The sequence below is a fragment of the Amycolatopsis sp. NPDC004378 genome (assembly GCF_053602455.1).
The window spans coordinates 70490-90913 of the sequence record NZ_JBSGDR010000027.1; the positions used below are offsets into that span (position 1 = coordinate 70490).

The 20424-nt window shown below is 67.8% G+C and carries 17 protein-coding genes; 8 read left to right on the top strand and 9 right to left on the bottom strand.

All coding sequences use genetic code 11. From position 1 onward, the window contains the following. Positions 1-29: 29 nt before the first annotated feature. Both ACWEN0_RS43570 and ACWEN0_RS43575 read right to left on the bottom strand, forming a co-directional pair. Positions 30-842: a class I SAM-dependent methyltransferase gene (locus tag ACWEN0_RS43570; protein WP_451986855.1), complete on the bottom strand. Its 813-nt coding sequence runs from the start codon at positions 840-842 to the stop codon at positions 30-32. Next, positions 839-2590: a PAS domain-containing protein gene (locus tag ACWEN0_RS43575; protein ID WP_451986857.1), complete on the bottom strand. Its 1752-nt coding sequence runs from the start codon at positions 2588-2590 to the stop codon at positions 839-841. The genes ACWEN0_RS43570 and ACWEN0_RS43575 overlap by 4 nt, the downstream gene beginning before the upstream one ends. Before the next feature lie 580 nt (positions 2591-3170). Between ACWEN0_RS43575 and ACWEN0_RS43580 the strand changes: the two genes are divergently transcribed. Beyond that, positions 3171-4058, top strand: coding sequence for a hypothetical protein (locus tag ACWEN0_RS43580; RefSeq protein WP_451986859.1), 888 nt, complete (start codon positions 3171-3173; stop codon positions 4056-4058). Between the two features lie 252 nt (positions 4059-4310). On the opposite strand, the gene ACWEN0_RS43585 is transcribed toward ACWEN0_RS43580, so the two are convergent. Continuing rightward, the gene (locus ACWEN0_RS43585; protein ID WP_451986861.1) at positions 4311-5972 is read right to left on the bottom strand and encodes an FAD-dependent monooxygenase; all 1662 of its coding nucleotides are present in this window, start codon (positions 5970-5972) and stop codon (positions 4311-4313) included. Positions 5973-6072: 100 nt separating this feature from the next. Here ACWEN0_RS43585 and ACWEN0_RS43590 point away from each other — a divergent pair, with 100 nt between their 5' ends. The 7 genes from ACWEN0_RS43590 to ACWEN0_RS43620 all read left to right on the top strand — a co-directional run bounded on the left by ACWEN0_RS43590 (position 6073) and on the right by ACWEN0_RS43620 (position 13962). Beyond that, positions 6073-6720, top strand: coding sequence for a TetR/AcrR family transcriptional regulator (locus tag ACWEN0_RS43590; protein ID WP_451986863.1), 648 nt, complete (start codon positions 6073-6075; stop codon positions 6718-6720). Positions 6721-7201: 481 nt separating this feature from the next. Further along, complete coding sequence (locus tag ACWEN0_RS43595; protein WP_451986899.1) at positions 7202-8470, top strand: FAD-dependent oxidoreductase; 1269 nt, start codon at positions 7202-7204, stop codon at positions 8468-8470. Between the two features lie 223 nt (positions 8471-8693). Then, positions 8694-10664, top strand: a complete 1971-nt coding sequence (locus ACWEN0_RS43600) for a S8 family serine peptidase (protein WP_451986865.1) — start codon at positions 8694-8696, stop codon at positions 10662-10664. Between the two features lie 195 nt (positions 10665-10859). Next, complete coding sequence (locus ACWEN0_RS43605; protein WP_451986867.1) at positions 10860-11174, top strand: hypothetical protein; 315 nt, start codon at positions 10860-10862, stop codon at positions 11172-11174. Positions 11175-11438: 264 nt separating this feature from the next. Further along, positions 11439-12374 (top strand): hypothetical protein, encoded by a 936-nt coding sequence (locus ACWEN0_RS43610; protein WP_451986869.1) that lies wholly within the window; start codon positions 11439-11441, stop codon positions 12372-12374. Between the two features lie 18 nt (positions 12375-12392). After that, positions 12393-13556: a hypothetical protein gene (locus ACWEN0_RS43615; RefSeq protein ID WP_451986871.1), complete on the top strand. Its 1164-nt coding sequence runs from the start codon at positions 12393-12395 to the stop codon at positions 13554-13556. Between the two features lie 94 nt (positions 13557-13650). Further along, positions 13651-13962, top strand: a complete 312-nt coding sequence (locus ACWEN0_RS43620; protein ID WP_451986873.1) for a helix-turn-helix domain-containing protein — start codon at positions 13651-13653, stop codon at positions 13960-13962. Positions 13963-14299: 337 nt separating this feature from the next. Here ACWEN0_RS43620 and ACWEN0_RS43625 read toward each other — a convergent pair whose 3' ends face one another. From ACWEN0_RS43625 to ACWEN0_RS43650, 6 genes are all read right to left on the bottom strand, one after another. Next, complete coding sequence (locus ACWEN0_RS43625) at positions 14300-15445, bottom strand: nucleotide disphospho-sugar-binding domain-containing protein (RefSeq protein ID WP_451986875.1); 1146 nt, start codon at positions 15443-15445, stop codon at positions 14300-14302. Between the two features lie 90 nt (positions 15446-15535). Beyond that, on the bottom strand, positions 15536-16726 hold the full coding sequence (locus tag ACWEN0_RS43630; protein WP_451986877.1) for a trypsin-like serine protease: 1191 nt from the start codon (positions 16724-16726) through the stop codon (positions 15536-15538). A 155-nt stretch (positions 16727-16881) separates the two neighbouring features. After that, entirely contained in the window at positions 16882-17757 is an 876-nt protein-coding gene (locus ACWEN0_RS43635; RefSeq protein ID WP_451986879.1) for an ABC transporter six-transmembrane domain-containing protein, read from the bottom strand. Beyond that, on the bottom strand, positions 17757-18191 hold the full coding sequence (locus tag ACWEN0_RS43640; RefSeq protein WP_451986881.1) for a lasso peptide biosynthesis B2 protein: 435 nt from the start codon (positions 18189-18191) through the stop codon (positions 17757-17759). Before ACWEN0_RS43640 ends, ACWEN0_RS43635 begins: the two co-directional genes overlap by 1 nt. Then, positions 18184-18423, bottom strand: coding sequence for a PqqD family protein (locus ACWEN0_RS43645; protein WP_451986883.1), 240 nt, complete (start codon positions 18421-18423; stop codon positions 18184-18186). Before ACWEN0_RS43645 ends, ACWEN0_RS43640 begins: the two co-directional genes overlap by 8 nt. Then, on the bottom strand, positions 18420-20285 hold the full coding sequence (locus tag ACWEN0_RS43650; RefSeq protein WP_451986885.1) for an asparagine synthase-related protein: 1866 nt from the start codon (positions 20283-20285) through the stop codon (positions 18420-18422). The genes ACWEN0_RS43645 and ACWEN0_RS43650 overlap by 4 nt, the downstream gene beginning before the upstream one ends. Positions 20286-20424 lie beyond the last annotated feature (139 nt).

Here is a 20424-nt window from a genome sequence, read left to right on the forward strand (position 1 = left end):
GTTTCCGCTGTGCCGGAATCGTGCCCCGCTCAGAGCCGGTAGCCCCAGCTGCTGATCATCGGCAAGGACAGCTCCCACAGCGGCGAGGCCGCCAATTGCCGCCGCGCATCGGAAATCTGCTCTCGGGTGAGTGCGCGGTGTTCGAGCAGGAATGTCTCCCACTTGTCGAGGGTCAGCTGCCAGAAGCGTGTCAGCGCCGACCCGGGCGTGAGGGTGTGCATCTGGGCGTGTGCGCCGACCCGGGCCAGTCCACGGGCTTCGAGCCAGCGTGGCATCTGGGCCGTCCATCTCAGGTCGGCCCCGAGCGCGGTCGTCATCAGGCTGCTCACCGCCGCGAGGGCGACTCCTACTGGAGACGACTCGTCATGCGGGGGCAAGCCGGTGAACTCCTCGATCAGCACGACGCCCTGTGGCGCCAGTCGCGAGCACAATCGGTCCAGCACGGCTTCACGATCCGGCACGCAGGACAGGACGCACCGCACATGGATGACATCGAAGCAGGAGAGCGTTTTTTCCGTGGAGCCGTCGGCCGGGCGGACGCAATCGAGCAGGCGGTGGTCATCGTAGGCCTCGACGAGGTGGGCGTACTCCGGACGGGTTTGCACATCGGCGGTCCAGATCCGCGCACCGGGCATCGCGGCTCGGAAGTGGGTGACGATCGTGCCCGCGCCCGTCCCGACCTCGAGGACCTCGGTCACGCTGTCGCCGACGAGGTCGAGCAGCAGCATCGTGGTGATCGGATCCAGTGCGTCGGCTTGCAGCCGGAGGCGGAGCTTTTCGTCGTGGATGCAGTAGCGCTCACAGTCGGGGCATCCTTGCCGGAGATCGGTGGTTTCGGTCATGCACCCCTCCGCGTGGCCGAAGCGGCGGAACAGTAGCGTGGCGCGACGGCAGGTGGCCACTCAGCGGTGGTGAGCAGGCCGAGCTGGTAGGCCCTGGCGACGATGGCGGCTGTCGGAACGTTCAGCTTCTGGGCGAGCTGCGCCACGTGGTAGTCGACTCCGCGGCGGCTCAGCCCCAACCGCGTACCGATCTGATCGTGCGAAGCTCCGGCAGCCCTCAGTTCGAGAACGCGGATTTCACGCAGGGAGACCGTGAGCGTGCTGTTCTCGCCGGTGATCGCACCCGTGGGCTGCGCTACGCAAACCACTGTCGGCGTGACCGGTGCCCCGGAGGCGTTCACGGTGTCGTTGACCAGCACAAGTGTGATGTCCGCTTCGTGCCGGGTTCCCCGCTTCCAGTTCCGCAGCCCCAGGCTCACCTGAGCCGTGACACCGTTTTCCAGGGTGGCGCGGATGTGCGTGCCCGACAGTGCGTGGCCGGGGTCGTCGGTCAGGTCAGCGGCCATGGTCCCCCGCAACCCTGTCAGGGGTGTCCCGACCAAGTGGCAGAACGCCGGGTTGGCGTCCAGCACGAGACCGTCCAGGTCGATGACGAGCATGGCGGAGGGTGACCGGTCGAACAGAGTCCGGTAGCGATCGCGCCAGCGACGCAACTCGGCTTCTCGTTCGGTGGCCTCACTGACGTCGAGGAACACGCCGCCCACCAGCGGCTCGTTTTCGGGTCCGAGCAGCGGGAAGCGAAACCCGGCATGGGTGACCTCTTCGCCGTCTCGCCGCCGGAACGACGTCGTCGAGTACAGCGGCGCCGACGATGCCAGCACTCGCCGGTCCTCGGTCTGGATCTCCCGCGCGTCGTCGGGATCCAGGACGTCGCTCAAGGCGGTGCCCGGCAGATCATCGACGGGGGTGCCACAGCCGGCCGCCCAGGCCTGGTTCGCCCACACCACCCGGCCGTCGGCGTCCCGGATCACCGCGGGGGCCGGGCAGTGGCGCATGAACGCCTCGAACTTGGCCTCGGCCGCGCGCTGCGCCGCGGCGATGCGCACCTGGTCTTCGACATCGGTGGAGATCGTCAAGACCCCGGTGACCTCGCCGGCTTCGGTCAGAGGCGCCGATACCGACTCCCACCAACGCCCTTCCCAGGCGTAGCGGTCTCTGGCCACCTGGCCGGCCAGCGCCGCGGCACGCAACTGGTCCACGGACTGCCGCGCGGCCGAATCGAGGGGGAAGAGATCGTCAATGTGCCTTCGCCGCGTCGGGGTACTTCGGCGGCGTGCCTGCATGCCCGCACCGTCAAGAGAGAGCAGGTTTCCTTCGATGTCGGTGGCAGTCAGCACGATCGGCAAGTGGTCCAGCAGGTGCTGCGCCCGTCCGCGCGCAGCCACGAGATCGGTCACCTCCACCAGGGCCGTGCCCACCAGGATGCGTCCGCCATAAGTATGGATCGGAAAGCAAAATCCCTCGAAGAACCCCAATCTGCCGTCGTGCCGGCGACAATTGAGCGAGAGTGGAGCCGGCTCCTCACCGGCCAGAGCCAGCTGCTGCTGCTCGATTACTCGCTGAAATTCGTCCGGGGCCAGGCAGCCGCTGAGATCGAACGGACCCCGACCGGCCGAGGTTCCACCGAGAGCGGCACTGACCGCGGGCGATGCCCACTCGCAGCGCCCGCTGCCCGGCTTGCTCACCATCATGAGCATCGGCGCCCGGCTGATCAGCTCGAGCAGCCAGGTCGACTGGGCATCAGCCATGCGACCGATTGAGAGATCTGCTTGCACTCCCCCATCGTGAGGCATCCGGGCTGCCCGGAAGCCAGGCGCCAACGGAATTCACCGTGCATGTGCACAGCAGCAACCTCGAACGGGTGATTTTCGTGATCTCCGGCGCTCCCTCAAGGCGCAACGGTCCGCCGAACGGGGCCTCGGCGCCGGAGCCGGTATCCGCTTCAAGGCCCGTGCGCTGCAGGAGACTGTTCGCGCTCAGCACGACCGGGTCGGCCGGTGCTCATGCGGTTCGAGCACGCCCAAGCGGCCGCGGCGATGTCAAAATCGGCTTGCCATCGCCACACGGACGGCGAGCTGATTGCGAAGACAGTCGGAGGCGGCACAGGCCGCCGGGTCCGTCGACGGCCGACGACCTCGTCTCCCACATCCGGTGAACGAACGAGGCCCTTGACGCGATGCCGGCAAGCCTTCCCGGCCCGGGAGCCCCCTATGCCGGGTATGTGCAAATGCACAGCGCCGTTCCCTTCTACTGGGGCATTGCGGACCGGATCCTCATGGGGCATCGAGATACATCTGCGATGAAAGACTGGGCCGACCTAGGAGAAGCATGTTCGTCGGAAAGAAACTAGTAGTACCTGTGTTAGCCGCCGCGCTCGCCGTGACGGTACCCGCCGTACCGGCCGCGGCGCATGCCGACGGGCTGTTCCAGCTGTGTGCGCGCGGCGTCGTCGAATCCACGAGCGCCGCGATGACACCGTACTTCGTCAACGGCGACTTCGGCGGGACCACCGCGATCGAAGTCACCAACGTCACCGGCCCGATTCCGGTGTCCGTAACCATCGGCGACATCAGCGGCAACGGCAACCCCGACCCGACCGGTACCGTGAGCACCAAGCTCATCGGGCAGGGAGAGACATTCCGTTTCGGACTCTGGGGCAACGCCGGCGACAACCTGCGGCCCTACCAGTTCCAGCTGAACGCGGAAACGCCCTTCGTGAGTGGTGTCAAGATGGAGTACCGCGTCTACTCGGCGAAGTGTGGCGGCCCCCTGCACCACTGGGACATCTATCGACAGCGCTACGCGAGTGTCAGAAACGACGGCGGCGAGCACTGCATGGGGACGTTCGACTACCCCGAGATGCCCGACGGCGACCGCACCTGGGCGATGTCGTTCAGCGGACCTGCCGGGTTCGAGCCGGTCATCACGTCCTCCGACTCCACTCACGGATTTCGGCTGGACGACTACGGCCGGACCGGATACTCGAAGATCTGGCAGCCGGTCGACTACGTCGTCTTCCGAGACCTGAGCGGCAAGACGAGCGGCGAGCCCCTGGAGGTTCCGACGACCGGGGCCACCGGCGAAATCCACCAGAACTACTGGGCTTCGCATCGGTTCGGGAACGACTGCGGTCACGGGCCGGGCGAAGAGTGGCTGGAGGACTCCTACACGCAGCTGTACCGGCAGGAAATCACCTGGGAGGAAACCAGCGCCTGATCGCGTAGCCCAGGCAGTCGAACGGGAGGGCTCCCGAAGTCGGCCTGTTCCGTGCTGCGCTTTCTTCGGCCACCGGAGGTGCAACCGTCGGCCGACGCCTGTCGATCTCGCCGGCCATCGCCGACGACGGCGAAATGTTCCACACCCTTCGACATAGCCTTGTTGTAGAAGCGCGGCCGCTGGCTCGGCCGGCCGAGGCAGCGGCCGGCCGAGCTGCGACGCGTTCGGTAGTCCCCGATGACGTCGCGAGAGTCAGGCCATCGTCTCGCTGGGTTCCGCACTCGCGGAGTACCACCGCGCGAGGTAGGAGACGAGCCCCTCGGGTTCGCCGAGCGGACCCCGCCACGCGATGTACCCGTCCGGGCGAATCAAGACAGCAGTGGGCGTCATCGCCGCATAGGTGTGAAACACCCCGGTTTCCGCGGGATCGATGAGGTGGATCGCGGCCGGAAAACCCGTTTCCACCAGCACAGTCCGGTATGCCTGCTCAGCGACGTCGGAGTCACTCGGGGTCCCGGCCGGCAGGAGCAGAAGATGATGCCCGGTTCCCCGGAACAGGCCGAGGATGCTCTGCCCGCGCCGCGACCCGGTGCTCAGCAATACGTGCGGAGCGCGGTCCCCCACCCGGAGTCGACGACGGTCGCCGCCGGGGATGCCGTCCTGAACGGCCGGACTCGTGTCCGCGTAGCTCAGCGCGATCTGCGACACGGCCGAGTAGGCACGGCTCAAGACGCCCGGCAGAGCGGAGGCCGCGGCAGGCACGACATTGATTCCGATCTGGCGTGCGATTCTCGTGAGAGAATTCTGCGAAGTGAGGATACCGAAGGCTTTGTCCGTGCCGTTGACGACCGCTTGGGCGACCGGAAGGCGCTCCGGCTCATAAGAATCCAGAAGCGAAGTACGAGCGACACCCCGTACGACGGCCGACAGCTTCCACGCGATGTTGTACGCGTCTTGGATGCCGGTGTTCATTCCCTGCCCGCCGACGGGCGAATGGATGTGCGCCGCGTCCCCGGCCAGGAAGATCCTCCCCCGCGTGAAGTGTTCCGTGACGCGGTGGTGAAGCCGGTAGGCGGTGATCCACCGGGGATCATGCACCCGCGCCTCGACTCCGCCGCGGGTGTCGATGGCGTGCTGGACGTCCTCGAGAGTCGGGGTCGCGGAAGCGGGGAGCCGTGGGTCCGCGTTCGCCAGCACCCGGAACCGGGGCGACTCGCCCGCTTCGGTACGCAACGGGACGAACAGAAAGATGTCGTCTCCCGCGAGGCTCAGGTACAGCTGGTCGTGACCGAAACCCCACTCCATTGCCACATCGGCGAGGAAGTACTGGTCGGGGTAGCTGTCACCGACGAAGCCGAGTCCGAGAGAGTGTCGCACGACGCTGTGCGCTCCGTCGGCTCCGATCGCGTACCGGGCGGTCATGACGATGTCAGCACCGTCCGCGCCGCTCACCGTCGCGGAGACACCTTGATCGTCCTGGCGGATGTCCGTGACTTCGGCACCCCACGTCACGCGTCCGCCGAACTCCTCGAACTTGGTCAGCAGCAACCGTTCGGTTTTGTCCTGTTCGTGGACCAGCAATCGCGGAAACGGCGTCAAACCCTGGCCTGCGGCCGCGAAGTCGAGCAAGGGCTTGCCCCGGTTCAGTGCGCGGCCGTTGCGGATGATCACGGCGCCATCGACGGGCAGTCCCCCGCTCAGGGCACGCTCGGCGAGCCCCAGCTTGTCCCAGATCTCCAATGTTCGCGCGTGCACAACCAGGGCGCGCGACAGCTGGGTCGAGCCGGTCGTCGGTGCGACCACCCGCACGTCCACACCGTCCGCCGCGAGCACGACCGCGGCCGTCAGCCCGACCGGCCCCGCCCCCACGACGAGCACGTCACAATCCCGATCCGACCGCTTGCCAGTGCTCAAGCCCCTGCTCCTTCACTTGAACCGAATGTGTGTCCGGACCGGCGGATCGTATAACTCAACAGGTGTTGAACTCAACTGTCGTTGAATATACGATCGGGTGATGTCGGACTTGGACGAAGACCCAGCGCCGAGCATCGGCCTCACAACACGCCGGCCACGAAAACCGGGACGCCCCCGAGGCGAGGACGGCGACACCCGGACAGCGATTCTGCGCGCAGCGCAGGCGACGTTCGCCCAACGTGGCTTCACGGAAGCCAAACTGCGCGAAATCGCCTCGCTCGCCGGCGTGGACGTGTCATTGATCGCCTACTACTTCGGCTCCAAGAACGGCTTGTTCACCGCGAGCATGACCGCACCGGCCGACCTGTCGGCGGTGGCGCGCCACGTCCTCGACGGACCATCCGACGCCCTGCCCGAACGACTGGTCAGCACCTACCTGAAGCTCTGGGAACAGCCGCAAACGAGAGCTCCCCTGCAGACGATGATCCGATCGGCCAGCACGCACGAAGACGCGGCACGCCTGCTGCGGGAGTTCCTCCTCGAAGAACTGCTGGACCCGATCGCCCGCATGCTCGGCAGGCCCGACGGGCGGACGCGGGTGGCCTTGGCGAGCTCACATCTGATGGGAGTCGCTTTCGCACGACACGTGCTCGTGCTCCCTCCGCTCGCCGAACAGACGATCGAGCAACTGATCCGTCAGGTGACGCCGGCCATCCGCGGATACCTCGGCCGGCCGCCACGCCGCTGAGCGGCCGACGCGGTCACCTTGAACGGCATGAGGTGACAACCGCGCGCTCCACGGCAGCAACCGGAAATCCCAGCCTGGCTGCACGTTCGACACGGACCACTGTCGGACGACCTCTCGAGGCAACGCGAAATTCAAGATCGAGTTGTCCAAGACCGCCCCACTCCGAACCGGTCGGCCAGCAGTGACCACCACACCGCCGAAAATGCAACGGCCGACAGGCGGGCTCGACCTTCGTCCCGCGCACCGCGGGCCGCCACCAAGACAAACGCACGCCAAGCGCGAAGCTGAGTCCCAGCCGGCAAGGTCTTCTTTTCAGCTCGCGCCCTCGGCGCTCGGGCCGCCGGCCGAGCGTTCACCCGTCCAGCCGGCGGTTCATCCTTCCGCACAAGTATTTCATCACGCGTTGAGCTACAGTGGGGCCCACGGCGCCACGACAAAGGGATAGAACATGACCACGAAAAGCAGCCAGCCAGCTGACGCGATTCCCGACTCGGCCACGTGCGTGGTCGTCGGCGGCGGGCCTGCTGGGATGGTGCTCGCCCTTTTGCTGGCACGGGCCGGCATCGAGGTGGTCGTGCTGGAGAAGCACTCCGACTTCTTACGGGACTTCCGGGGTGACACCGTGCACGCGACGACCGTGCAGCTGATGGACGAGCTCGGCCTCGGCGCGCGCTTCCGGGCGCTGCCGCAGACCCACCTCGCCGGCATCACCTTCGTGAGTGCCTCGGGCGAGGTGATCCCGATCGGCGAAACCGAACGGCTACGCGGCACCTACAACTACATAGCCATGGTTCCTCAATGGGACCTCCTCACCTTGTTCGCCAAGGCCGGCCGCGAGGAGCCGACTTACCGCCTCTTCATGAACGCCGAAGTCACCGCGGGCATAGTCGAAGGCGGCCGGGTCGCCGGGGTCCGCTACCGGCGCAACGATGGCGGAGAAGGCTCTATCCGCGCGGACCTGGTCGTCGGCTGCGACGGGCGTACGTCGGTCTTGCGCGAGCTACTGGGCACGCGACTACGAGACTTCCCGGTACCGTTCGACACCTGGTGGTTCCGGCTCCCCAAAGACGACCGCTCTCGCGAGTTGACCACGCTCGAAGTACGCCCCGGTGGCGGAGACTTCGTGCTGACCTTGAACCGGACGGACTACTACCAGGTCGCTTACTACGGCGCCAAGGGATCGGACGCACGCTTGCGGGCGCGCGGTGTCGAGTGGTTCCGCGACCGCGTCGCCGAGCTCGAACCTCGCATGGCCGACCTGCTCCCCGCGATCACCGGCTTCGACGAGGTGAAACTGCTCGACGTGCGCCTCAACCGGTTACTCCGCTGGCACACCGAGGGGCTGCTGCTCATCGGGGACGCAGCGCACGCCATGTCCCCGATCGGCGGTGTGGGCATCAACCTCGCCGTGCAGGACGCGGTCGCCGCGGCCCGCCTCCTCGCCCAGCCTCTCCGCGAACACCGGCTCACGGCCTCCCACCTCGCCGCGGTGCGGCGTCGCCGCCGGATGCCGATGGCGGTCATCCAAGGCTTCCAGCGCCTCCTGCACCGGACCATGACCGGCGCCGCGCTCGACAAGGAGCCCGAAGACGTTCCCGGGGTCCCCCTCCCCCTTCGGTTGATCAAAGCCGTACCGCCCTTGCGGGCGGTCCCGGCCTACCTGATCGCCCGCGGCCCACGGCCTGAACACGCCCCGGACTTCGCCCGCCGACCCACTTCGCCGGTGACAACAGCGGCGGACAGCGGATGAACCGGTGTGCGGAGCCGACCGGATCATGGAGATCGACCTCGGCTGCAGGCGATTCGAGGTCCGGTGCATACCTCAAAGACACGCGTAACAGAGACGCGTTCAGCTCGGGCAACGTAACCACTCGGGGAAATTCTCCACGGGGGATGGAAAATCATGCCGGACGACCAAGAGAAGCTCGGTAATCGGCTGCCGCACCGCAACTCCTGAGTAGCTTTCAATTTTCGTGAGCAAAATTCGAGAACTCAGGAAAACCCCGACCGGACGGCGGCACATGTTCCCGCCCCGCAAGGATCTCCTCCGTCGCTCCGCGCTCGTGACGATCGCAACTGCCCTGTCGATCTTCTCTCCGGCGGCTGTCACGGCGTCTGCGGAAACGCAGGCCGCGCCGACTTCGGCGATCGGAATCCGTGTCCTGCAGGAAATCAAGAGTGGTCTCACCCCCGCCGAACGCAAGCTCCCGAGCCAGCTCGTCGTCGAAAGCAAGTTGCGGACCGACCACGCGCTGGCAGCGAAGCTGCCGCGCTACCGGACCGGGCTCGGCGTCGACCTGAACGGCCGGGTCGAGCTGGACGTCTCCTCCGCTTCACCAACGGCCACCGGCGAAGCGGTCGTACGTGCCGGCGGCTCGGTTACGAACACTTCGGCTGACGTCGTCCGGGTCAAGCTGCCTCTGCTTGTCGCCGACGATCTCGCGGCCCGGCAGGAGGTGCGCGGCATCCGGCTCGCGGCGAAAGGAGCGACCGCACGAATGCCCGGCGCACCCAACCACGACGCGACTGTCGGAAGGGCGCTGCGCCGAGCGCTCGCGACTGGCAAGCCCACGGTGACCGAGGGTGATCACACGCACGGAGCCGACACAGCGCGACAAGCGTTCAGCGTCACCGGGGCCGGCGTCAAGGTCTGCGTGATCTCCGACGGCGTCGACTCGCTGAAAGCGGCGCAGGCCGCGGGCGAGCTCCCGGATGTCGACGTGCTGCCAGGCCAGGCCGGCAGTGGCGACGAGGGCACTGCCATCCTCGAGGTCGTGCACGACGTCGCACCGGGAGCCACGCTCGGCTTCGCCGCGGGGCTGGTCACGGAAGAGAACTTCGCCGACAACATCCGGGCCCTGCAGCGGCTCGGTCACTGCCGGATCATCGTCGACGACCTCTACTACTTGGACGAGACCCCGTTCCAGGACACGCAGCTCGCCCAGGCGGTCGACGAAGTCGCGGCCGCGGGCGTGCTGTACGTCTCTTCGGCGGGCAATCAAGGCAACTTGACGGATGCCACGACCGGCTACTACGCGGGCGAGTTCCGCGCCTCGGCCACACGGATCGACGGGATCAACGGTGTCGCGCACGACTTCGATCCCGGCAGCGGGACCCAGACCTTCGACCCCCTGTCCCCGAACTCCTACTCGGTCCCGGTGACGCTTTTCTGGTCCGATCCCTGGGGCCGGTCGGACAACGACTACGACCTGTACGTGATGAACAGTGCGGGAGAGGTTGTCGCCTCCAGCACCAACCTCCAGAACGGCGCAGAGGACCCGTACGAGACCGCGATGGTTCCGGACGTGAAGACCGAGTACAAGGTGGCTGTGGTCAAAGCGCACGGCGCCGACCGGTTTTTTGCGCTCAACGCCCTGTACGGCAGGTTCGTCGACTCCGGGACCTTGAAAAAGTACAGCACCAGGGGTGTCTCCCACGGGCACGCGTCGGCCCGGGGAGCGATCAGCGTCGCCGCGGCGCCGGCCGCGACGGCCTACGACTACCTGCGGGAGAAGGGGGATCCGCCGAATCCCGCCGGCCCTTACCCCGGCGTGTTCACGGAGCGGAGCAAGTGGGAACGCTTCAGCTCCGACGGCCCCAGCCACGTTTTCTACCTGGCGGACGGGCGGCAGATCACCCCTGGCGATGTTTCGGCAACCGGCGGGGTGCGGCGGCTGAAGCCGGACCTCACCGCCGCCGACGGCGTGACAACCACTGCGCCGGGCTTCGAGACGTTTTATGGGACTTCTGCCGCTGCACCCCATGTGGCCGCGATCGCGGCGCTCCTGGTTTCGGCTAGACCATCGGCGACTAACGCCCGAATCAGGGCGGCCTTGACCGCCGGCACACTCGACCTCGGCCGGCCCGGGTTCGACTCGGTGACCGGCCACGGAATGCTCATGGCAGGGCCGGCGCTGGCCCGGCTCCTGGGCCCGGCGAGGTGAACCCGGCACAGCTCTGAGCGTGCGCGGAATGAACCGTGAGCCATCGCGGCCGATGCGTCCGATCAGGTCGATTCTTTCCACCTCGACGAAACCCGGACGCGATACTACGTGGTTTTCCCGCAGATTCGAGGTGCCTGCCGGAACTGGCTAACGTGATGCCGTCCGATCTCACGGAACCAACGCAGGGAGCAATGCATGATCTTCCGCAGGATCTTCTTGACCGCCTCCGCGGCTCTGATGCTGACGGGTGTGTCGGTCGGCTCCGCCTCGGCCGAGCCCGCCACGACGGCGGATGTGAACATCATCTACGTGAAGGGGTTCGCCAACGACAAGTCGAGCGCGGTGAAAAACTTCGGCCACGCGGTGACGGACACCCGCGCCCTGTGGACCGCCTCCGGCTACGCCTGCGGCACCGTGACGGAGTACGCCGAGAAGCAAGGGTCGTTCAAAGACAACGAGGGCAACAAGTGGTCGTGGAAGGTGTCCGGGCGCATCGACTGCATCAACTAGCCAGACACCAGGCGTGACGAGCGCGTCGCCGGTCCGACCCCCTCGGACCGGCGACGCTTTCCAGTTCTTCGAAACAGTGAACCCGCAGTGTTGAGCGAAAATTGACAATTGGGCCTCTGTCATCCGCTTCGGCAGACCCAAAGTCGATCTTTTGTGCTCCCGCCACCGCAGAAACATCCTTCCCGGAGCCTCGCCTGCCTAACCTCTCCTCGTCACCCGACGAAGGGAGCTCGAATGTTCCACCGCATCAGCAGAAGCGCGCGGATGAGAACCGTCCGGCGCACGATGGCCACGGGGATGGCCGCCCTGGCCATGACCGCTCTCGTCACGCCGACCGCGCGGGCCGACGACTTCAGCTGCGAACTCGCGGGCGTTGCGCTGCAGCCGGGCCAGACCGTGGCAGCCTGCGACGGCGCCGGCTACCGGCTCCAGCTGCAGGCCGACGGCAACCTGGTTCTGCGGAACTCCGCCGGTGACGCGCTGTGGGCCACCGGAACCGGGGGCAAAGGAGTCACGCGCGCCGAGATGCAGGGAGACGGCAACCTGGTGGTCTACGCCGGTTCACAAGCAGTTTACGACACGGGCACCGGCGGGTTCACGGGAGCCCAACTGCGGGTGCAGAACGACGGCAACCTCGTCATCTACTGCGAGGGCTACGCGGTGTGGAGTCGCTACCTCGGCTTCACCAACGAGCTTCAGGTCTTCCGGCAGCTTCCCTACACCGAGGGGCAGTACCGGGTGGTCGAGTCCTACCGCGACCAGCCGACCGACGGCAACGATCCCGACGAGCCACTCGACCAGTACGTTCCGACCGGCGCGAAAGCCGGGGACTTCGTCAAGGTCAGCGACGGCCAAGGACACGTCAGCTTCTACACCGTGCTGACCAAGTACGACGCTTCACAGATCGTGGAAGGCGCGCTCTACGGCGCGTCGCAAGGCGCTCTCGCCGGCGGGTTGACAGCGGGGCTTAAGGACGAAAACACCGTGTCGGTGCCCGCGCTCATCGGCGGGCTCGTGGGTTTCTTCGTCGGCACGATCATCGGCGGCGCCAAGTTCGTCTTGAAAACCGACATGATCCTGGTCCCGGGCAAAATCAACGGTCCGATCACGGGCTCCTACAACCAGCGGATCATCCCGGCGAAGGGGTACTACGTGCCGGGTGACCGCGTCTACCCCGTCCCTGTGTTCCGGAACAAGTGAGGCACAGTGTTCGCCACGATGCGGCGCACCGCCGCCACTGCTGTCCTGACGGCGATCTGCGCATTGGCTGCTGCGGTCGCCGCCGGCCCGGCCGAAGCCGGTGAATACAGCTGCGAGCTGAACAATGTCACGCTCAGCCCGGGCGACCTGGTCCGCTCGTGCAACGGCGGCGCGTACATCCTTTACTTCCAGGAAGACGGCAACCTCGTCCTGCGGAACTCCTCCGGCGACGCGTTGTGGTCCACCGGCACGGAGGGCAAGGGGGTGGACCGCGCGGTCATGCAGCAGGACGGGAACTTCGTGCTGTACGCGGGTTCCGACGCGAAGTACGCGACGGGGACAGGTGGGTACACCGGCGCGAGCATCCGAGTGCAGGAAGACGGCAACCTGGTGGTGTACGCCAACGGCACGGCCGAATGGGATCGCTACAGCGGCCTGCTCGGGGTTTTCTCGGAGAACACCCGCCCGCAGGACGGGACGAACTGCGAGCCGGCCTTCGTGGTGCAGAACTTCTCCGGTGAGGGCTCGATCGGCATCATCTCGGCCGGCCACTGCGACACGAAGGGCAAGAGTGCGGCCACCGTGTACGGCAACCAGGACTTCGAGATCGTCCCGGTCGACATCAACAAACTCAACGCGCCGACCGTTGTCGGCGGGAAGGAACTGCGCAGCGCCAACTTCTTCCGCGCGGGCTGGCGCGACGGAGACGTGTTCGTCTCGGACAACCGGGACAACACCGTGAACCCGAAGGCGATCGGCGCGATCGGCAACCAGGTCTGCCACTACGGCGGCGTATCGGCTTCCGCGTGCGGAAACATCATCCGGGACGACTATTCTCCCACTTACGTGCAAAATTCCTACGGATTCTACCTCCTCGACATCAAGTGCGCGCCGGGCGATAGCGGCTCGGCCGTGCTCAGCGCCGACGGCACCCGGGCGGTCGGGATCGTTTCCGGCCGCCGGGTGCGGGACGGCGCCTGCGTCGTTTCACGGCTGGACAAGGTCTACCCCGGAATGTCCCTCTACCAGCCGCCGGCTCTCGACGCGAAGTACCAGCTCTACTTCCTCGACCACGGGAAGTGGTACGCGATCGGGCAGCCGGAGGCGTCCCGGGACAAGTGCCTCGCAGTAGCCACGAAGGGAGGCTACAAGAACGTCGACATCCGCTGCGTCGCCGTCTGACGTTCCAGGTTCGGGCGGAAAGCAACGGCGCTTTCCGCCCGGACCGTTTTCGACTATTCTTCGGCTGCGCCGAAACCGGACCGAGGAGCATTCCGTGAAACCTGGCACCGTCCGCTGTGAATGGCGACTCCGGCAAGTGATGTTGTCTCGCGGGCTTCTGACCAGTTCGCAGCTGTGGCTCCTGTTGGGGCAGGCCGGGGTCAACCTCCCGGCTCTTGAGGTTCACAAGCTGGTCGCGGCGCCACCGGAAAACCTTTCCTTTTCCATGCTCGCGGCGTTGTGCGACGCCTTGGACGCGCATCCCGGCGAACTGATCGTGCGAAGGCAGGACGTTCCTTTCACGCTGACGGACGAGCCGGGTCGCGACGGCGTGCCAGGAGTGGTGGCGGCCGTCGCGACCCGGTGAGCAGCGGCGTCCTCAACCACCCGCGTGAGTACGCCGAACTGCCGTTTCGCGGCGGCCCCCGATGCGGAGGGACCGGCACGAACTTCGCCAGGTGGTGTCCGGCCGTGACGACGACGGAGGCCGGAACCACCTCTCGGTCCGGCCGGCGTCGCACTCTGGGGGTATGTAACGCCTGATCACCGGTTCGCCCTGCCACAGACCACCCGGTTCGCCGGAACTGCGCGAAGCCATCGAAGATTAGCAATGCCGATCTCGGCGAATAGCGATTGTCCCGCGAGACCGGACAATCCGCGGCGGTGTGTCGGCCGGACGGACGATGTTCACCTTGACGTTCGATTCAGCGAGCGGCTTCTTCAAGCAGGTCGGCCGCCCGCACTCCGCCGCCCGCCTGGTACGCGAGTTCACGCGCCTTGCGCAGGTTCGACCGGATGCCCGGATCGTCGGCGACGAACCGGACGGCCGACGCGAGCCGGGCGGGCGTGACGTCGACCGGGTCGAGGCGAACCCCGAGCCCGAGCCGGGCGACCCGCTCCGCGGTCATCGCCTGCTCCGCCATCTGCGGCACCACCACCATCGGAACCCCCGCGGCGATGGCTTCCATGGTGCTGTTCATCCCGCCGTGGGTGACGAAGACCCGGCTCCGCCGGAGCACCGCGAGCTGCGGCACGTGTGGCGCCAGGACGAAGTTCGCCGGGGCGGCCGGCAGTTCGACGGGGTCGACACCGTCCCCGTGGTTGAGGACGACCTGCTCCGGAGCGCCGCGGAACGCTTCGATGCAGTCGGCGAAAAACGCACGACGGCGGTTGAACGCCGTGCCCAGCGACACGAAGACCGCGTCATGGAGTTCGTCGACCGGGAAACCGGGGTCGCGCTCCGGCCGGGTCGCAACTGGTCCGACGAAGTGCACGGAGTCGTCCACGTCGAGCGGCGGGTGGAAGTCGCGGTGCATGAACACGATCGTCGAGCGGGCGGTATCCCCGAGCAGTGCCGCGGGGTCGGGCTCCGCGACGCCGTACCGGGCGGCGACCGCGGTCAACCGGGTTCCGTCGATCGCGCCGGGCAGGGCCCCGGCACCGCCGATGGCGGGCAACAGGTAGGACGGCGAGAAGTCGACCCCGTTGGCCCGCCGGCCGAGGACCAGGAAGGTCGCCCAGAACGCCATCTTCTCGGACAGCACGACGTCAGGCCGGAGCTCGTCGAAAAGCTTCTGCAACGGCTCGGCGGCCACTTCGGCGAACGCGAGCATCCGGTCCGCCACGTAACCCAAGGTCGCCGCGACGTCGCCTTCGGCGTTGTCCGGTGGGGTCAGCGGCTCGACAGCGAAGTCCCGGAGGCCGGCTCCGGTCGACTCGACCGCCGGGCGGAAGCGATCGGGCAGGAAGTAGGTGACTCGGTTCCCCCGCGCGACCAGCTCCGCGGCGATCGCCAAGGTCGGGTTCACGTGGCCGTGGGCGGGTGCGGGCAGGAACAGGTAGGAACTCATTTCTCTCCCGGGGATCAGGCCGGCAGGGCGGTTCTCCGCCGGTCCTCACCCACCATGATCCACAACCCCGAACACATTTTCAACTGGTGTTTAATTTATCCGAGAGGGTTCGCCGACGCTCATCGAGCCGAGGTCCGCGACGACCGAAGACCAGGGCGAGTAGAACATCTCACCCGAAGCCGAGTAGCCGCTGACGATGCCGTGAAGCAGCAGACTGCCGCCGCTCGCGGAAAACACCGGACCGCCGCTGTCTCCCTGCCCGACCTCGACGAGCGCCACGCTCAGGCAGGGAAACGTGAACCGGGTGCCGTAGTTGGGCTGCACACAGGTCCGGTCGGCCTGGTACCCCGTCGTCGTGCCGGTGGTGCGGCCCACCTTGGAAATCCTCGTCCCGGACCCCGGCGCCGACTGGACCGCGGCGACGGCGCCGTATCCCGAGATGTCGCGCTGGCCCCGGCCGTAGGTGAGAGCGATCGAGCCCAGCCTCTGGAAGGAGGCCGAATCGTAGGCGACGAAAACCGCATCCGCGTGCTTGCAGTTGCTTCCGGTCGAGCAGCCGCTCGAGTAAGCCGGGCCGAACGCGGAGACCGCACCCACCCGGCTGCCACCGGAGGGCTGGTTCACCCCCGTTCCCGTCGCGGAGAAGCAGTGCGCCGCCGTCACGAAGCCCGCGACGCCGTTGCGGACGACGTTCACCCCCAGGCTGCAGGTGCCACCGTCAGCACTGATCTCGACTCCACCGGGACGCGGGTTCACCGTGTAAACGAGCGAGGCCGCAGGGCGGGGACGCTCCGCGGAGCGGAACTCGACGGCCGCGAGGGGGATCCCGGCTTCGGCGAGGGCGTTCGAGACACGCGGACCACCGCCCGGCACGACACCCACCACAAGCGCGTTGCGCTCCTCGTCGATGTCGATCCATGCGACGTCCGGCAGGTTGCGGGCGACCGCGCCTGCCGCGGTCTTCCAGGCGTAGAGCCGCGCGAAGTCCCAGCGGACGGTCGCGGTGTCGACGACCGCCCGGCCGACCAGCCGGGCGCGCAACCGCGCGACGGCCGCCTCGTCGGTCCGGAGCACGGCCCAACCACCGCCCGGTCGCGCCGAAACGCCCGCGAAACCGGGTTCTTCGGCGGCGAACGCGGCTTTCGCCGCATCGCTGTCGAGCACGCCGGCATCGGCCCAGGGCACCTTCGCCGCGTTCACCGCGGACACCGCCGAACCGGCTCCGGCCGCCGGGACACCGGAGACGAACACCACCACGAGCGCCGCCACGGCGCTTTTCACCGGCAAGGACCTGATCACAAGGATTTCCCTTCAGCAAGAGGAAGTCCAAACTAGGCAGGAGAAAGTACCGACGAGCGGGTCTTGCCCCCAGCGCGAGAAAAGGGCCGGAAAAGTTCATCGTGCGGGAAAATGGCGCGGAAAAATTCCGCGGGAGTTCATCGCACGGCAACCGGCGTCACGTCGATTCGCCGCGCGATATCGCCGAGACGGCCCCATTGCTGCACGAACGCCGGGAACAGCACAGCCGCACCGGTGAAGCTGATCGCGTACGAGCACGCCGAGTAGATGTCCCCCGCCGAAGTCGAAGCGTCGCCGACAACGGCGAAAACCACCACCGCAAGCACGAGCCCCAGTCCCAGCACCTGGGTCACGCCGTAACTCACACCATCCACATCGGACAATTTGACCCGCCATCCGGTGAGGGCCGAGAAGTGCGCGCGCACGCTCTCGACGCGGCCGGACCGGATCACGTCGACCTCGCGCTCCAGCTGCTCGTTGAGCTCGCGGTTGAGCCGGGCCGACCGTCGTGAGTTCACGTAGTTGATCACCGTGCAGCACGCCATCATCGCGAGGCACACGAGGCCGACCGCGGTCCCGGCGCGCATGAGCATGAGCCACGAGCCCGCCATCGAGACCAGTGCCGTGACCAGACCGGGGATCTCCTGCTCGAAGAAGTCGACGAACTCACGGGACAAGGCGCTCCTCGCGACGACCTGGCCAGTGCCGACCCGGGCCGCGAGCTGGCCGGCGACGACTCCGGTCACCCAGGTGGCGTACATCCGCCCGAAGACCCGCGTGTCGCACAGCCGCCGGACCAGACCGGTCACGGCCAGCAGGCCCCAGTAGCCCGCGAGGAACGCGACGCCCCGGAAGTCGCGCTCAAGCGTGCGGTCGATCGCGACGCCGATCACCGTGGGCACGCCGAGTTGCAAGAGGTTCTCCGCCAGCATCAGGCTGTAAGCGGCGGCCAGCCGGAGCTTGGCCGTGGCGGCGAGCTGCCGGACCACCCGGCCGTGCGTCCCCCCGCTCATCACGGTTTCCGCACGGGTGTGGGGGCGGCGAGCATCGGAACCACCGCGCTGGGCTCGATGAACTCCCCCACCGGCCCGCCTTCGGCCTCGACCCAGGCGTGCGCGTAGAAAGGCGGTTCCCGTCGGACCCCGAGCCGCCAGACGGGCACACTGCCCCGAACGCGACACAGCAGGACGATGGCCAGCGAGCGGCGCAGGCAAGCATCGGCCCGGCCCGCGGCGATGTTCGACGCGAGCAGCCTGCGCCGTGCCTCGGCGGCCTCGGCCATGGTGGCCGGCCGGGCGCGGGCGGCCACGAAGTCCAGCACCCGGACCACCGTGGCGGGCGGTCGTTTGGCGAGTACCTTGGCGGCGAGCAGGCACATCAGCGCCGTCAGCCGGCCACCGATATTCACCCGGGTTTCCGCGGGGCCGCGCGCTTGGACGCTATCCACCGCGGATCGCTCCTCGCGCACGCAAGCCGGCGGCGAAGACTCCCACGTCGTGCCGGGCCCGCCGGTCGTCGATGCCGAACAGGGCGCTGACACGTTCGGCGATCTGCTCTTCGGACAGGCCGGCGCGGAGACCTTCGAAAAAGCAGACCGCGCTCGGGTTCAACCGGAGGAACTCGCCGTTCGCCGGGTCGAGGAGGATCTCGCCGTCACCGACCAGAGTGGATTCGATCATGCCGGCTCCATGCTCCGGCGCGGGCCCGTCACGGCCTCCGGCACGACAGCCGCCGAGCGGCTGCCGCGAAGCCAGATTTCCAGGCTGAGCGTGGCCGGAAGCTGGCCGGCAAGCACGTCGCGCACGCTCGGCCGGCGCAGCTCCGACCGCAGGACGTCCGGATCCACCAGGCCTTCCTGCACCAGCAGCGATCCCTCGAAGAGCGCCGCAATCCCGACTTCCCGGCTCCGGATTCCCGCCGCGTGGGTGTCCCCGCTGACCACGGTCTTGGTGGTCCGGTCGACGACGTAAGCGGGCACGACGCTCCGGAAGGCCGCGCGGAACAGGGGCTTGAACTCCCACGGACCGAACCGTTCCTCGGGCCGGACCCGCATCGCCGCTTCGATAACGCGATCGTCGGTGTACGGCGCCGACCAGCGCACCCCCTGGTGCCCGGCGACCTGGTCCATCGAGCGCACCAGCGCGGCCTGGGCCAGGTGGGCCTGGAGCTCGACATGACGTGAGCGCGAAGGATCAAGCGGGGCGTGCCAGGCGGCATCGGTCAGCGCGCGTTCGATCTCGCGCACCGCGTCACCGCAGACCCAGGGCGCGATCTCGGGCCGCAGCCCCCAGGAGAAATCCGGCCGCACGTGCTGGGCGCTCGCGGTCCGCAAGCGCTTGGGGCAGCCCAGCAGCCAGTCCCCGTAGGACTCACGATCGGCGAGCGCCGTGACGACTTCCCGGACGCCCCACCGGGTGGTGTGGCGATGCCCGCGGATGTGCCGGAGCGCGTGCCAGGGGCTGCTGCGCGCCAGGTCGTAGCAGTAGCTGCGGCCAGGCCTGGTGAGGTTGTCTCCCCCGGCTCCGGTGAGATGGGTCCGGGCGCCGCAGGCGGCCAGGACGCGGACCGTTTCCCACAGCCGGTTTGCGCCGAGGACGAGCTCGGAAGGCTCGTCGACCACGGGCCTTGGCGCGAGCAGGCCGGCGAACTCGCCAGGCAGCTCCCGCACGTGCTGCCGGACCGAGTGCGTGCCGGGGAGGTCCGCGGCGGCGGCGCAGGCGATGCGGTAGTCGTCTGCCGCTTCCGAGTCGTACAAGGTGTAGGTAATCAAGCTGCCGCCGTGTTCGGTGGCGAGGAAACAGAGCGAGGTCGAGTCCACGCCGCCGGACAGGTCCGCGGAGAGCCGGCCCCCGGGCTGCCGCCGTACCCTGGTGGCAGCTCTCAGTTCGGCCAGGACCTCGGCGGCGCCATCGGCCAGGCCGCGATCGGCCGGCTGGGCGTGCCACCAGCGCGGCAGCTTCACCGGCCGGTCGGCCGCGCGGGGAATCCGCACGGCGGTGCCGGGAGGAACCCGCTCGACGCCGTCCCACACGCTCCGCTCCGTGAGCGGGTGGGGCAGGGCGCTCACGAGGCGCAGCGCCAGCGCTTGTTCGTCGAACCGGCGGCCGTGCAACGTGGCCAGGACGTCGGACCTGGTGGCCACGATTGTGTGGCCGTCCTTGACGGTGCGGAAGAAAAGCCGGGTCCCGAACGCTGGGCCGGCCACGGTCACGGCGTCTTCGTCGCGCGCGACCACGTCGAAGCTGCCCGCGCCGATTCCGGCACGCAGCCGCGCGAGGTCGCCGGTCCGCCAGTACTGCCGGGCCGCGGCTTCGAGCCCGTTCCGGGACCAGGAAAACTGACCGATGAGCAGCAGTTCGCGGGCGCCACTCCCCACGCGGGCGACGGAGTCGGTGCCCAGGACGCCCAGCAGCCAGGGCCGTCCCGAGGGATATTTGACGAGCACCGGCTGCCGCGGAAATCCGCTCGCGAACGCCGGTGCGGCACCCGGGTGGTCCGCCAGCACGGCGAACCAGGAAGGTTCTCGAGTCGTTTCTCGCATGACCAAAGCCTTTCTCGCAAAACCGCGGGATCGTGGGGGGCGGCGCCCCCGGCCCCCCGATCGGGGGGGGTTGGGCCCTTCGGGGGGGCAGGGCACCGTGGGGGATTTTTTTCAGTGCGTTTTGGTTTTGTGTATTTAT

Coding starts and splice junctions, on each gene's coding strand:
- ACWEN0_RS43645 (WP_451986883.1), bottom strand. CDS start 18,423: ATGATCGAATCCACTCTGGTCGGTGACGGCGAGATCCTCCTCGACCCG.
- ACWEN0_RS43575 (WP_451986857.1), bottom strand. CDS start 2,590: ATGGCTGATGCCCAGTCGACCTGGCTGCTCGAGCTGATCAGCCGGGCG.
- ACWEN0_RS43615 (WP_451986871.1), top strand. CDS start 12,393: ATGCGGCGCACCGCCGCCACTGCTGTCCTGACGGCGATCTGCGCATTG.
- ACWEN0_RS43625 (WP_451986875.1), bottom strand. CDS start 15,445: ATGAGTTCCTACCTGTTCCTGCCCGCACCCGCCCACGGCCACGTGAAC.
- ACWEN0_RS43650 (WP_451986885.1), bottom strand. CDS start 20,285: ATGCGAGAAACGACTCGAGAACCTTCCTGGTTCGCCGTGCTGGCGGAC.
- ACWEN0_RS43605 (WP_451986867.1), top strand. CDS start 10,860: ATGATCTTCCGCAGGATCTTCTTGACCGCCTCCGCGGCTCTGATGCTG.
- ACWEN0_RS43635 (WP_451986879.1), bottom strand. CDS start 17,757: ATGAGCGGGGGGACGCACGGCCGGGTGGTCCGGCAGCTCGCCGCCACG.
- ACWEN0_RS43610 (WP_451986869.1), top strand. CDS start 11,439: ATGAGAACCGTCCGGCGCACGATGGCCACGGGGATGGCCGCCCTGGCC.
- ACWEN0_RS43590 (WP_451986863.1), top strand. CDS start 6,073: ATGTCGGACTTGGACGAAGACCCAGCGCCGAGCATCGGCCTCACAACA.
- ACWEN0_RS43570 (WP_451986855.1), bottom strand. CDS start 842: ATGACCGAAACCACCGATCTCCGGCAAGGATGCCCCGACTGTGAGCGC.
- ACWEN0_RS43580 (WP_451986859.1), top strand. CDS start 3,171: ATGTTCGTCGGAAAGAAACTAGTAGTACCTGTGTTAGCCGCCGCGCTC.